12 protein-coding genes are annotated in these 13785 nt (G+C 51.7%); 5 read left to right on the top strand and 7 right to left on the bottom strand.

Features of this window, described 5'->3' with window-relative positions:
- Positions 1–210: 210 nt before the first annotated feature.
- Positions 211–1227, bottom strand: a complete 1017-nt coding sequence (locus DYH27_RS08370; protein WP_004351503.1) for a class II fructose-bisphosphate aldolase — start codon at positions 1225–1227, stop codon at positions 211–213.
- A 337-nt stretch (positions 1228–1564) separates the two neighbouring features.
- Here DYH27_RS08370 and DYH27_RS08375 point away from each other — a divergent pair, with 337 nt between their 5' ends.
- Positions 1565–2389, top strand: a complete 825-nt coding sequence (locus tag DYH27_RS08375) for a Cof-type HAD-IIB family hydrolase (protein ID WP_029216367.1) — start codon at positions 1565–1567, stop codon at positions 2387–2389.
- Positions 2390–2494: 105 nt separating this feature from the next.
- Here the strand turns inward: DYH27_RS08375 and DYH27_RS08380 are convergent, their stop codons facing one another.
- The 3 genes from DYH27_RS08380 to DYH27_RS08390 are packed head-to-tail and all read right to left on the bottom strand — an operon-like array spanning position 2495 to position 4152.
- A complete protein-coding gene (locus DYH27_RS08380) occupies positions 2495–2947 on the bottom strand; it encodes a DUF4293 domain-containing protein (RefSeq protein ID WP_013670353.1) in 453 nt (150 codons plus the stop codon).
- Positions 2948–2949: 2 nt separating this feature from the next.
- Positions 2950–3291: a DNA-directed RNA polymerase subunit omega gene (locus tag DYH27_RS08385; protein WP_004351442.1), complete on the bottom strand. Its 342-nt coding sequence runs from the start codon at positions 3289–3291 to the stop codon at positions 2950–2952.
- 36 nt (positions 3292–3327) lie between these two features.
- Positions 3328–4152, bottom strand: coding sequence for an outer membrane protein assembly factor BamD (locus DYH27_RS08390; protein WP_029216366.1), 825 nt, complete (start codon positions 4150–4152; stop codon positions 3328–3330).
- A gap of 161 nt (positions 4153–4313) precedes the next feature.
- Here DYH27_RS08390 and uvrB point away from each other — a divergent pair, with 161 nt between their 5' ends.
- The 4 genes from uvrB to DYH27_RS08410 all read left to right on the top strand — a co-directional run bounded on the left by uvrB (position 4314) and on the right by DYH27_RS08410 (position 10424).
- The gene (uvrB, locus tag DYH27_RS08395; RefSeq protein ID WP_025067322.1) at positions 4314–6359 is read left to right on the top strand and encodes an excinuclease ABC subunit UvrB; all 2046 of its coding nucleotides are present in this window, start codon (positions 4314–4316) and stop codon (positions 6357–6359) included.
- A gap of 191 nt (positions 6360–6550) precedes the next feature.
- Complete coding sequence (locus DYH27_RS08400) at positions 6551–9241, top strand: 3'-5' exonuclease (RefSeq protein WP_025067323.1); 2691 nt, start codon at positions 6551–6553, stop codon at positions 9239–9241.
- A 161-nt stretch (positions 9242–9402) separates the two neighbouring features.
- Positions 9403–10107 (top strand): hypothetical protein, encoded by a 705-nt coding sequence (locus DYH27_RS08405; protein ID WP_025067324.1) that lies wholly within the window; start codon positions 9403–9405, stop codon positions 10105–10107.
- Between the two features lie 56 nt (positions 10108–10163).
- Entirely contained in the window at positions 10164–10424 is a 261-nt protein-coding gene (locus DYH27_RS08410; RefSeq protein ID WP_004351402.1) for a membrane protein, read from the top strand.
- A gap of 123 nt (positions 10425–10547) precedes the next feature.
- Here DYH27_RS08410 and DYH27_RS08415 read toward each other — a convergent pair whose 3' ends face one another.
- The 3 genes from DYH27_RS08415 to porX all read right to left on the bottom strand — a co-directional run bounded on the left by DYH27_RS08415 (position 10548) and on the right by porX (position 13770).
- Positions 10548–11288, bottom strand: coding sequence for a hypothetical protein (locus DYH27_RS08415; protein WP_025067325.1), 741 nt, complete (start codon positions 11286–11288; stop codon positions 10548–10550).
- 274 nt (positions 11289–11562) lie between these two features.
- Positions 11563–11973 (bottom strand): tRNA (adenosine(37)-N6)-threonylcarbamoyltransferase complex ATPase subunit type 1 TsaE, encoded by a 411-nt coding sequence (gene tsaE, locus DYH27_RS08420; protein ID WP_013670363.1) that lies wholly within the window; start codon positions 11971–11973, stop codon positions 11563–11565.
- Positions 11974–12150: 177 nt separating this feature from the next.
- Complete coding sequence (porX, locus tag DYH27_RS08425) at positions 12151–13770, bottom strand: T9SS response regulator signal transducer PorX (RefSeq protein ID WP_025067326.1); 1620 nt, start codon at positions 13768–13770, stop codon at positions 12151–12153.
- Positions 13771–13785 lie beyond the last annotated feature (15 nt).

The raw sequence follows: 13785 nt of genomic DNA on the forward strand, positions 1-13785 counted from the left end.
TCTTTTCTGAACTACTTCTGTCCGGGCATTATAATGACTGACATAGTCCGTGCTGAGCCTTAACACCCATGGAGAACGCCATCAGCACCAATGGTATTTACCATCAACACACTGACAGGAAACTATCAGAACAACAAAAAGCGGTAGCCTCCACAAAGGAAACTACCGCTAGACTTTATTCAATCAAACTGATATCAATTGATGAGTCGATTAGTCGCAGTTGACGAGCTTACCGTCAGAACCGAGCACATCGGTGATCTTGTGCTTGTACAGATCCACCATGTACTCACGGGCCTTGCCGCAGTACTGACGCGGGTCGAAGTATTCTGGGTGCTCATCGAATGTCTGGCGAACACCAGCGGTGAAGGCGAGACGAGAGTCGGAGTCGATGTTGATCTTGCAGACAGCACTCTTGGCAGCCCTGCGGAGCTGATCCTCTGGAATACCGACAGCGTTTGGCAGTTTACCGCCGTGCTCGTTGATGATGTCAACATACTCCTGTGGAACAGAAGAAGAACCGTGGAGAACGATTGGGAAGCCGGGAAGCTGCTTCTCGATGGCTGCGAGAACGTCAAATGCCAATGGAGGAGGAACGAGACGGCCGGTCTTCGGATCACGTGTACACTGCTCCGGAGTGAATTTGTAAGCACCGTGAGAAGTACCGATGGAGATAGCCAGAGAGTCGCAGCCTGTGCGGGTAGAGAAGTCTACGACCTCTTCAGGCTTGGTGTAGTGAGAAACCTCAGATGCGACCTCGTCCTCAACACCGGCAAGTACACCCAGCTCTGCCTCGACAGTGACGTCGTACTGATGAGCATACTCAACAACCTTCTTGGTCAGTGCGATATTCTCCTCGTAAGGAAGAGCTGAACCGTCGATCATTACAGAAGAGAAGCCGAAGTCAACGCAGCTCTTGCAGGTCTCGAAGCTGTCGCCGTGGTCCAGATGAAGAACAATCTCCGGATGATGGCAACCCAACTCCTTCGCATACTGGACAGCACCTTCTGCAAGGTAGCGGAGCAGTGTCTGGTTGGCATACTTGCGGGCACCCTTGGAAACCTGAAGGATAACCGGTGACTTCAGCTCGGAAGACGCCGTGATGATAGCCTGGAGCTGCTCGAGGTTATTAAAGTTGAATGCCGGGATAGCGTAACCGCCGCCAATCGCTCTCTTGAACATATCACGTGTGTTCACGAGACCTAATTTCTTGTAATCTACTACTGCCATAATTTCTTATGATTTAAATAATGAATAACTCAATACCTATTTACACCTGCAAATTTACAGCTTTATTTTCTGATAACCAAGAGCAGAAGCCTATTAAATGAGCACGAAGTGTTAAATTGCGTAATTAAAAGTCAGCCTAAGAGAGCACCGTCAATTCTCCACACAGACACAGATACCCGCAATTTATCACTTCCCTGCCATACCTATCATGATTTCTTGTTTTGCATCAGTCCCCCTATCAATAAAAAACCGTACCTTTGCATTCTATAAGACAAATACATTCCGGCAACGGAGACTTCTTCCATGGAGCAACGCCGGATCTGTCAAAGGAACGAATATGAAATACAAGATGATCGTGCTGGACCTGGACGGCACACTGACAAACAGCAGGAAAGAGATCACACCCCGTACAAAGCAGGCACTCATGCAGGCACAGGCGAAAGGCATACACGTGGTATTGGCATCGGGCAGACCGACTTACGGCATCATGCCCCTGGCAGAAGAACTGGAATTGAAGAAATACGGCGGATTCATCCTCTCCTTCAATGGCGGGAAAATCATCAACTGCACCGACGGTGCCGTGCTCTTCGAGCAGAAACTGGACGAGAAGCTCGTCCCTCTGCTCTACGACGAGGCGATGAAGGCCGGCATGGCTATCCTGACCTATCAGGGTGAGGGAATAGCTGCTACCGACAAAGAGAACCGGTACGTGCAGGAGGAGGCGTTCATCAACAAGATGCCTGTCGTTCAGTACAATGACTTCCTCGGCCAGCTGGTCTACCCCGTCAACAAATGCCTGATAGTCGGCGACCCTTCCCCACTCCACGAACTGGAGCTGCGGTTAGCCGAGAAGATGGAAGGAAAGATGGAAGTATACCGCTCGGCCGACTACTTCATTGAGTGCGTGCCAAGAGGTATCGACAAAGCACGCTCAATCGACCGTCTCATCACCACGCTCGGTATCCGGCGCGAGGAGGTCATTGCCTGCGGTGACGGCTACAACGACCTCAGCATGATCAGCTTTGCAGGACTGGGCGTTGCCATGGCAAATGCAGCGGAGGGCATCCGTCAGAAGGCCGATTTCATAACTCTTTCCAACGAGGAAGACGGTGTTGCACACGTCGTAGAACGGTTCATTCTTTCAGAAAAGAAAGATATGTAAAGGTGGGAAGGGATTATTGGCCAGCAGTTACAGAATAGAACAGGCAGCCCCGGATGGTGATGACCATCCGGGGCTGCCTGTTTTATCAGGTGTTCTTGTAATCCTTTACCGTATTCTGTCAGCTGCCTTCACCAGGGCTTCATCCGCAAGAATGGCATGGCGCGCAAGCCACAGAAGGATGAAAGCGACGAACGGCAGGCAGGCCGCAAACTCTACGTGGAACGTGAAACCGGTCATAAGTACCTGGCTGAACACGCCGTAGACAACATACCATCCCACAATCATCAGCATGGAAAACAGGCAGAAACGTGCCTGACGCCTGCGGTTGTGATAGTCGAAGATGGCGAAGAGATGGATGGGACAGGTTACCAGAAGAATGGCAAACAAAGCCCACACATTGAAGTTCTTTCCGCCGTTCGCATCACTTATCCAAAGGTTCATCAGCTGGTTCTCCGCCCCCATTCCCTTCGGTTCAAAGCTGCCGACAGGCAGACAGAGACAGGCAATGGTCACAAGGAGGGCAAGAAACAGAAAGATGGTTTGCTTCCGTTGTATCATAATCAGTCTTCTTCCTCGTTCAGAGCGTCCTTGGAAGGATCGCGCCAGTAGACTTCACCCTCTATGAACTCCTGGGTGGCCAGCAGTGTCGGCTTCGGCAGCTTCTCATAATAGCGGCTGATTTCAATCTGCTCTCGGTTCTCGAAAACCTCATCCAGCGAGTCGTTATAAGAAGCAAATTCAGCAAGTTTCTTGCTCAGGTCCTGCTTGATTTCAACCGAGATCTGATTGGCCCGCTTTGCTATGATAGCAACACTCTCATAGATGTTACCAGTATCTTTCCAAAGTTCCTGAACATCCCGGGTCACCGTGTTTGACGGTGCTTTTGACTTCCTGTAATCCATTCTAATTGTCTATGTTTTATAAGTCTGTTATTCTTCTTAGTCCTTTGTTATCTCCTTACATTTCTTTATGTACTCCTCGGCGGTCTTGCGCTCCTTGGAGTCGGGATACTCGTTGATGAATCCGTAGCACTCGTCTTCGGCATCCTGGAAACGCTGCAGTTTCTTTGCCTCGACGCTCATCTGCGCCAGTTCGTACTTGCTCTTCATGACGAGTACGGCGAAATCTTCCCGCATATTGCTGTAAGGATAGTCGTTCAAGGCATTCTGGGCCGTGATGATGCAGGCCTCGTAATTGTTGCCGCCGCTGGTGCAGTTGCCGAAATAGGAACCGAGATTGTAGTACAGCTTTGCACTGAGATACTCCTTTCTGATCAGCTTGTCCTGCAGATCGAACAGCCGCTGCTGGGCCGTACCTTTCAGTTTCCCGTTCGGATAAATGTCCAGATAGTCCTGGAAAGCGGCGATGGCGGCGACAGTAGGCGTCTGGTCAAGACGCGGCTCCGGCGTACCCTCAAAGAGGCTCTGCCCGATGTAGAACGAAGCCATTTCGGCATACTGCCCGCGCGGATAGGTCTGATAGTATTTCTTGAAGGTCTCCGACGCAGCCTGATAGTCTTTCAATCCATATTCTGCCATTCCGAGCATATAAAGGCATTCCTGGGCATTGTCGGTACCTTTCTCCACTGTCACGAGATCCTGCAGCAACGGTACGGCAAAGCCGTACTTCCCCTTTGCAAAACATTCCTTTGCGAACTCATATTTATAATCATTGTTGGTTGTTTTGTAGACCTGATTATATTCATGGGCGCAACTTGTACAGAGCAAGGCGGCGCAAATGCCAATGAGGATTCTTTTCTTCATAATCTGACTTTGAAATGCAAAGTTACATATTATTCTATAAATACGCAAAGGAGGGTTGTTTTTTTAGCAAAAAATCACGGTTAAAGACAAGCTGCCTTCCACTCTTTCAATGATTTTCTGTATATTTGCAAGCAAAGATTATTCCTCTTGAAACATTGCAGATGAATTTCAAACTAACATCGAAATACAGACCGACCGGCGACCAGCCAGAAGCCATCCGCGAACTGACGGACGGGCTGGAACGCGGCGACAAGAGCCAGGTGCTGCTGGGCGTGACGGGGTCAGGCAAGACCTTTACGGTCGCAAACGTAATCGCCAACGTCAACAAGCCGACGCTGATTCTCTCGCACAACAAGACACTGGCCGCACAGCTCTATGAGGAGATGAAAGCCTTTTTCCCCGACAATGCCGTGGAATATTATGTCTCTTATTACGACTACTACCAGCCGGAGGCGTATATGCCGACGACGGACACCTATATCGAGAAAGACCTCGCCATCAACGACGAAATCGACAAGCTGCGCCTGTCCGCCGTTTCCTCGCTGCTGTCAGGCCGGAAGGACGTGATAGTCGTGTCTTCCGTCTCCTGCATCTACGGTATGGGGGCACCTGTAGCCATGAAGGAGAATGTCATTCCTGTCAGGAAAGGGCAGACCGTCGACCGCAATGACTTTCTGCGCCGGCTGGTGGATGCCCTCTATATGCGCAACGACATAGACCTGCAGCGCGGCAATTTCCGTGTCAAGGGCGACACGGTGGACATTGCCATGGCGTATAATGACAACGTGCTGCGCATTACGTGGTGGGACGACGAGATAGACACCATAGAGGAAGTCGACTCCGTCGACTTCCACCGCATTGCCTCCTTTGACGATTATGAGATCTATCCTGCCAATCTCTTCGTCACTTCCAAGGAACAGACCGAGAGTGCCATCCGCCAGATACAGGACGACCTCGTGAAGCAGGTGGACTTCTTCAAGGGCATCGGCGACAACATCAAGGCGCAGCGCATCAAGGAACGTGTGGAATACGACATGGAGATGATCAAGGAGCTGGGCCACTGCTCGGGCATCGAAAACTACTCACGTTATTTTGACGGCAGGCAGGCGGGGCAGCGTCCTTACTGTCTGCTGGACTTCTTCCCCAAGGATTATCTGATGGTCATCGACGAGAGCCACGTGAGCGTACCGCAGATTTCCGCCATGTACGGCGGCGACCGTGCCCGCAAGACCAACCTCGTGGAGTACGGCTTCCGGCTTCCAGCCGCCTTCGACAACCGGCCGCTGCGCTTCGAGGAGTTCCACAGCCTTATCCATCAGGTCATCTACGTGTCGGCCACCCCGGCCGACTACGAGCTGAAGGAAGCTGAAGGCGTCGTCGTCGAACAGCTCATCCGTCCTACGGGGCTGCTCGACCCGGAAATAGAGGTGCGGCCCTCGGAGAACCAGATAGACGACCTGATGAACGAGATTGTCGTCCGTGCCGAGAAGGAAGAACGTGTACTCGTCACGACACTGACCAAGCGAATGGCCGAAGAACTGACGGAATACCTGCTGAACCACGACATCCGGACGGCCTATATCCACAGCGACGTGGCCGGCCTGGACCGCATCGCCATCATCAACGATCTCCGGGCGGGCATCTATAATGTCCTGGTGGGCGTGAACCTGCTCCGCGAAGGTCTGGACCTGCCCGAGGTGTCGCTCGTGGCCATTCTCGATGCCGACAAGGAAGGCTTCCTGCGCAGTCACAGAAGTCTGACGCAGACGGCCGGACGTGCCGCACGCAACATACACGGGAAGGTCATCATGTATGCCGACAACATTACGGAGAGCATGCAGAAGACCATCGACGAGACCATACGGAGGCGCACGAAGCAGCTGAAATACAACGAGGAGCACCACATCACACCGAAACAGATCGTCAGAGCCATCAAGGGAACACTGCCGGCAGGCAGCGAGGGGAATACGACTTCGCAGACGGCATCCATCGCCAGAAAGACAGGACAGGCATACGTCGAACCCGACAACGGCATGCTCTTTGCCGCTGATCCGGTCATCACCAAGATGAGCAGGGCACAGCTGGTGAAGAGCATCGAGAACACGACAGCCCTCATGAAGCAGGCGGCAAAGGATCTCGACTTCCTTCAGGCGGCACAGTACCGTGACGAAATCATCCGGCTGCAGAAAGAACTGGAAACGAAGTAAACGGTCAACGCTCCCCCTGCCGATGCTGCATCTCCATGGTATTCCCAACCGGCCGGGAACACGGTTCCCAGGCCTTGGGACACAGATTCCCGACCGCTGGGAACAGCATTCCCAATCGGTCGGGACCTGCATCACCTGTAAACAATCACTATCTTTGCAGCGTAAACATCCGCTGCTGTAAAAACCCTTCTATGAAGACGAACAAGGACTTACCGGCTCTGGACAAATACCAGTTGTCCGTAGTGGAAGCCGGGCACGGCCATCATCTCGTACTGGCTTCGCCGGGATGCGGAAAGACGCATATCCTGGCCGAGAGAATAAGATACGCAAGGGAACGGGGCGTGAAGTACGAGGATATGCTCTGCCTGACGTTCACGAACCGTGCCGCAAGGGAGATGACCAACCGCATACAGAAAGTCGTGGGAGGCGATTTCTCCGACCTGATGGTGGGCAACGTCCACCGTTTCTGCTCGAAGTTTCTCTTCGAACAGAAACAGATTCCCGCCGACTCAGCCATCATCGACGATGAGGAAGCCGTGAGCATCATCGCCGACTACCGCAACGAAGACGAAGAAGGAGTGACGAGAGACTTCAGCCGCTACAAAGGCTATCAGACGATTATCTTCTTCCAGCATTTCATCTATCAGATGGAACACCGGCATCCCTGGAAATACTACCTGCACCCGGAGAGTTTCACGGACGACGACCGCGAGGCGATAAGGCACATCTGTAAGTCACAGAAGAAGAAATACGACGAACAGGCGGTGGTGGACATCTATCATCATGCACAGGAATACATGGACGAAGCCGATGTGCCCGGACTTGACGGAAAACTGGCTGACAGAATCCGTGTGCTGCTCTGGAAGATGTATTACGCCCGCTGTTACGCCCGCTACAAAGCGGACAACCATCTGCTGGACTTCGAGGACCTGCTGCTCCGCACCTACGATATCTACCGTTCCGACCCTGCATGCAGACGTTATCCGTGGATACAGGTGGACGAGGTGCAGGACCTCAACGCCATGCAGCTTGCCATCATCGACCTGCTGACGGCGGACAACGACCCGACGGTGATGTATCTGGGCGACGAGCAGCAGGCCATCTTCTCTTTCATGGGAGCAAAGGTGGAGACGCTGACGCTCCTGAAGATGCGCTGCAAAGGCCACATCCATCATCTGCAGCGCAACCACCGTTCGCCGAAGTATCTGCTGAATGTCTTCAACGACTATGCTGAGAAGCAGCTGAAAATCGACCGTGAGCTGCTGCCGGTATCTGACTATGACACCCCGGCTGCACCCGGCGACCTGCGAATCATACACAGCACTACGATTGAAGCTGAACGGCAGGAAGTCACGGAGGAGGCGCGCAGACTGTACGAACAGGACAACGACGAACGCACCGCCGTCATCGTCAGTGCCAATTCGGATGCCGACCGTATCAGCGAGACCATGACGCAGGCCGGACTTACCCACTTCAAAGTCTCCGGGCGCGACCTCTTCGACACGCCTGACGTCAAACTGCTGCTGGCTCACCTAAGCGTACTTGCCAACGAGCACAACTCCATTGCCTGGACACGCATCATGAAAGGGGTGCGTGCCTTTCCCTCCCATGCGCTGGCCCGAAGGTTCAACTGGAAGCTGAGACAGCTGGCACTGTCGCCTTCCGACTTCCTGATCTATCCCGGGAGCTGCTATACGGCGGCGTTCCTCCAGGCCTATGATGAGGAAGAAATCATCGTATTCGACACCGAGACAACCGGCCTGGATGTCTTCACCGACGACATCATCGAGATTGCTGCCATGCGCATCAGGGGCGGAGAAATCGTCGGCGAGCCGCTCGACCTGTATATCGAAACCGGCAAGCCCATCCTGCCGAAGCTCGGCGACAAGGAAAACCCCATGTACGCCATCTACCATGAGAAGATGGCTGCCGGCGAGCTGCTCGCTCCGGCAGAAGCCCTGTGCCGCTTCCTTTCCTACATCGGCACGCACTCTATCCTCGGACACAATGCCAGCTACGATTACAACATCCTCGACAACTGTCTGCGAAGATACTGCAACGACACGATGCAGGCACACGGAAACCGCTGTTTCGACTCGCTCAAACTGATACGCCTGCTGGCTCCGAGCCTCCACTCCTACAAACTGGAATCGCTCCTCGAGACCTTCCGTCTGACAGGGCAGAACAGCCACCAGGCCATTGACGACGTGGGGGCAACGGTCAGTCTTGTGCGGCTCTGCGCAGAGAAAGCACGCACAAAGCAGGCACAGCAGCTGGCTTTCATCCGGCATCCGAAGGTGCAGCCCTTTGCCAATGTGCTCTGCAGCAATTACGGGAGCCTCTACCGGGAAGCCGTCAGACGGCTTTACGTCTTGACAGAGGACGATGAACCCGCCCTCGTCAGGGAACTGTCAGCGGCTTACGACACACTGTGCGCCGACAATCTGGTCGGCGAAATTCCCCGGCTGGACTACATCCTCCGGTATCTCCGCATGGATCTGCTGACAGAGGAGACCGTGACCAATGCGCTCGCCCCGCAGCTTTCACGTTACATGATGGATGTCAACACACTGAAAGAAGCCGACTTCTGCAACAGCCGGAGCATACGTGAGCGTGTCTATGTGACGACCGTACACAAGGCGAAAGGACTGGAGTTCGACAATGTCATCATCTACGATGCCGCCGACGGACGCTACCCGAATGTCTACAACAAGACCAGGCAACAGGACGAAGAAGACGCACGGAAATTCTATGTGGCCATGTCGCGCGCCAAACGCCGTCTCTACATCGCCTATGCCATGCAGATGACCGACCGCTACGGACGTGTACACGACCGAGAGCTGACACCGCTGATGGATGCAATACAGAAATACTTCGACTGACGGACAAAATATATCTATGGTTTTCCTTTGCTGTACTTCAAAGAAAAGTATAATCTTTCCCCTAAAGGAAAAAACACCTTTTTTATCCGGCTGGCTTGTAAATCACAGTTTTTATGTAAATTTGCAACCGAAGAATTAAAAATAAAACAGAATTCAGAACAATGAAATCCAAGAGATTTATCATCACGTGCTTCTCCCTGTTCCTGACACTGTCCGTTCTTGCCATAAGCAAGGATTCGCTTCATGCCGTCACGATGGTTTCCTATGAACAGAGGTCAACGGACGACGAGGGGACACTGGCTCTGAGAAATAACACGGGCGAGGACATCAAAGATGTTAGCTTCAGGATCGAATACCTGGACATGGCAGAGAAGCCCCTCGACTACAAGGACTTCACGAAGAAGATAAGCATTGCACCGGGAATGACAAAGAAAGTGAATATTCCGGCGTATGAGCAGAGGCGGAATTACCACTATTACAAAAGTAAAGACGAGCTTTCGGAAACCATCGGAAGCCCGGCTTTCAAGATTGTCTTCAAGCTCAAGGGATACAATGCCCCTGCCATCAAAAATCCTGCCGGCAAGAGCACAGCAGAAGAAGACCGGAACTCCATCACGCTCTCTGATACGGAATCGGAAATCATGGGAACTACTGTGGCCGTCATAGGCATCATCTTCATCGTCGGAATTTACTTCGGCTGGTACGTTCTTGTTGCTGTCATGGCAAAGCACAGAAACCGGAATGCAGCTCTCTGGGTTCTTCTAAGCCTCATAGGAACACCCCTCCTGATGATGATAATCCTTCTTTGCATCGGAAAAGACGAGTCGGCCTCTGCAAGATACGACAGTCCGTCAGACCTCAGGTAGTCGCTGCGGACATAGATGTTACAAAGTTCAATTACACAATTAAAACAAAGAAAATCATGACCAAAGAAAAGTTCTTCACCTCCATGGGATGGGTCGGAATGGTGACATCCATCTTAATGTACATCTTCTATTTCCCGCAGATAGAAAACAATCTTGCCGGACACAAAGGCACCTTCATCCAGCCGTTCATGGCCGGCATCAACTGTACGCTGTGGGTATGTTACGGTCTGTTCAAGGAGAAACGCGACCTTCCGCTGGCCATCGCCAACACGCCCGGCATCATCTTCGGCTTTGTGGCTGCTTTCACCGCATTATAAAGAAGGTCGCCGTTTGCCACTTACAATAAGAAGAGGTAAATTGAAAAACGCACACGACCGTAGCCTGCCGAAATACCGGACAGGCAAAGCCGTTCATGAAAGATAAAGACAGAAAACAGGCTGCTAAGGTTCATCACAGTCACACTGGATGTTCCTTAGCAGCCTGTTGAAATTTTCATAAAAGCCTTTGTCGTCAACATGGGGAAGCAGGCGGATGGCACTGTTCCACCAGCCATAGGTCAGAATCTCTCTGCGTGCATATTCCATTCTGTCCGCCGACCTGTACCGTTCCTCAAAGATACGCTGCAAATGTTCAGGGTCAGCATTCTTCTTTTTCTGTCTTTCGTTCAGGACAGACCACGCCCTAAGCAATCGGCTGCCACCGGCAATAAGGGCGTTACGGAAGAATATACAGTCGCTGTCTACAAGCTTGTAACCGGATAACACTTCAGGATTGGAACGTGCCAGGAGAGTTACCCGCCTAAGTTCGCAGGTACTTTTGACGTATCTAATCATCCTTTTCCTGACTTTCTGCCAGAAAGCGTCATTTATAAACTCACCGTGCTCAAGGACCTCTAATTTCTGCCTGCATTCCTGTTCGAGTGAGGCCAGAAGTACCGCCGGTTCTTCATTGAAATCCGTAGCATCCGTTTCCACATAAGCAGTTCTCCCGCCGCCGTACAGGTAATCGAAGGTGTTTTGCAGCTGCAGTCTCGTATATCTGGTGGAATCGAACTGTGCATTGCAAGTACACAATTCTGTATCATATTGGAAGTCAGCATACTGTGCAGACATACTGACATGGCAGAAGAAGAACATGATTGCCATGATGGCTCTGTACTGCCGGGTGTCTCGTTCTTTCATATTTACGTTTTGTAGGATGAAGCCTCTGCAAAGCCTCCCTTGTCCTGTAACCCATGACTGGTTATCAGTCGATTATTCTTTTTATTGCAGCTCTGGCAGAGGTCTGATGATGTCAGCAGCTCTCATTGAATTGACAAGAAGTCCGTATAAAAACATAGATCCGCACGCCTCGTAAGCCCATAAAAAGGAATGACTTACGGCCACATGATCCATACGTCCCCACTTTGCTGTTTTTTCAGAAGCTGCCTATGTGTTCAATGTTCGTATGTTGCTGTCAGCAGCAGAGCCTGCGCGTACCGTCGGGCTGTTCTTCAATCGTGACCTTAACAGCATTCTCCGGCAGGATTTCCTCAATGAGTTCCGGCCATTCGAGAAGGCAGAGACAACCGCTGTAAAAGTAGTCCTCATAACCCATATCATAGACCTCTTCCAGCTTCTTGATACGGTAGAAGTCGAAGTGGTAGATGGGATTGCCCTGTCCGTCGGTGTATTCATTGATGAGGGAGAAAGTGGGCGATGTGATGACATCCTCTACCCCCAGAACCTCACAGAGAGCCTTGATGAATGTTGTTTTCCCCGCACCCATTTTTCCATAGAATGCGAATACTTTTCCTTTTCCCATCCCTTTGATGAATTCTTTTGCTGCCTCGTGGATGGTGTCGAGGCTCTTGATTGTAATTTCCATATTGCGTTGTAATTTGTAAGCGGTGATAGGCGGTGATAAGCGAGAAGAGGGGATGATGGGGGATGATGGGCGATGATGGGTGGTGACGGGTGGTGATAAGTAATGGCAGGCAAGCATGACATCAGCAACGGGCAATCCGCCAAATGCTCCCCTCCTTCTGAGCGGTTGGGGAAGGTCTTACCTCCTCCTCGGTGTCAATGTCACCAGTGGCACGATCATTTCCTCCATCGATATACCGCCATGCTGGAATGTGTCCTTATAATAAGACACATAATAGTTGTAGTTGTTCGGATAGGCAAAGAACGAGTCGCCGGTGGCAAACACATAGCTTGTGCTCAGGTTTGGAGCCGGCAGCTGTGCAAGGTGGGGATTCTTGATGGTGAAGACCTGCCGCGCATCATAGTTGAGGTTCTTCCCTAACTTATAGCGCAGATTGGTATTCGTGTTCCTGTCACCGATGATCTTCACAGGGTTGGTAGTGCGGATGGAACCGTGGTCAGTAGTGATGATGACCTTGTAGTTCGACTGTGCCAGCTCCTTGAAAACATCTGCCAGCAGACTGTGACGGAACCAGCTGAGCGTAATCGAACGGTAAGCACTCTCGTTGTTTGCCAGCTCGCGTATCATCCGCATCTCCGTACGGGCATGGGAGAGCATATCGATGAAGTTGACGACGAGAACATTGAGGTCGTTCTGTTCCAGGTTCCTGTACTGCTGCATGAACTTGTCAGCACCTGCCGAGTCGTTGATCTTGTGATAGGAGAAGCGATCGTGGCGGCGGTAGCGTTCAATCTGTGTTTCGATGAGCGGTGCCTCGTTGAGGTTCTTCCCCTCTTCTTCGTCTTCATCCACCCACAGGTCAGGGAACAACGTCGCTATCTGCTGGGGCATCAGACCACTGAAGATGGCATTGCGTGCATACTGTGTGGCGGTCGGCAGAATGCTCATATAGAGATCTTCCTCTATGTCGAACATATCGCCGATTTCCTGCGAGAGGATGCGCCACTGGTCGAACCGGAAGTTATCAATGACGATGAGAAACACTTTCTCCCCTTTGTCTATCAATGGGGACACCTTGCGTTTGAAGATGTCAGGACTAAGCAGCGGACGGTCGTCCTCACTGTCTGTCTGCGGCTTCCTGCTGTGTGCGGCCAGCTTGGAAAAACCGTTACCCGACCTTCCGTCCTGCGGTGCCACCCAGTCGAGATAGTTCTTTGCAATGTATTTGGCAAAGCCGTTGTTGGCTTCTTCCTTCTGCATTTTCAGCATCTCTGTCATGTTGCTGTCGGCACTGCTCAACTCCAGTTCCCAGTGTACAAGCCTGCGGTAGACCTCCTTCCAGTCGCCGAACGTACGGCATTCTGCTATCTGCATGGCAATCTGCTGGTAGCTCTGCTGATAACTGCTCTGCGTCACCTCTGTCACAATCTCCTTCTGATGGATGTTCTTCTTGAGCGTCAGAAGAATCTGATTGGGATTGACCGGCTTGATGAGATAGTCGGCGATTTTCGCACCGATGGCCTGGTTCATGATATTCTCTTCCTCGCTCTTTGTCACCATGACGACAGGCGTGGCAGGCTGGATGTCCTTTATCTGCTGCAGCGTTTCGAGTCCCGACAGACCCGGCATCTGCTCATCAAGCAATACGAGGTCGAACGTCTGGGTCTGGCACTGTTCGATAGCATCCGCCCCATTGCTCACCGTAATTACTTCATATCCTTTCTTCTCAAGGAAGATGATGTGAGCTTTCAGCAGTTCGATTTCATCATCCACCCAGAGTAATAATCCGTTGTTCATATATTCTAACTTCTG

The organism is Prevotella denticola, from assembly GCF_900454835.1.
Taxonomy (GTDB): Bacteria; Bacteroidota; Bacteroidia; order Bacteroidales; family Bacteroidaceae; genus Prevotella; species Prevotella denticola.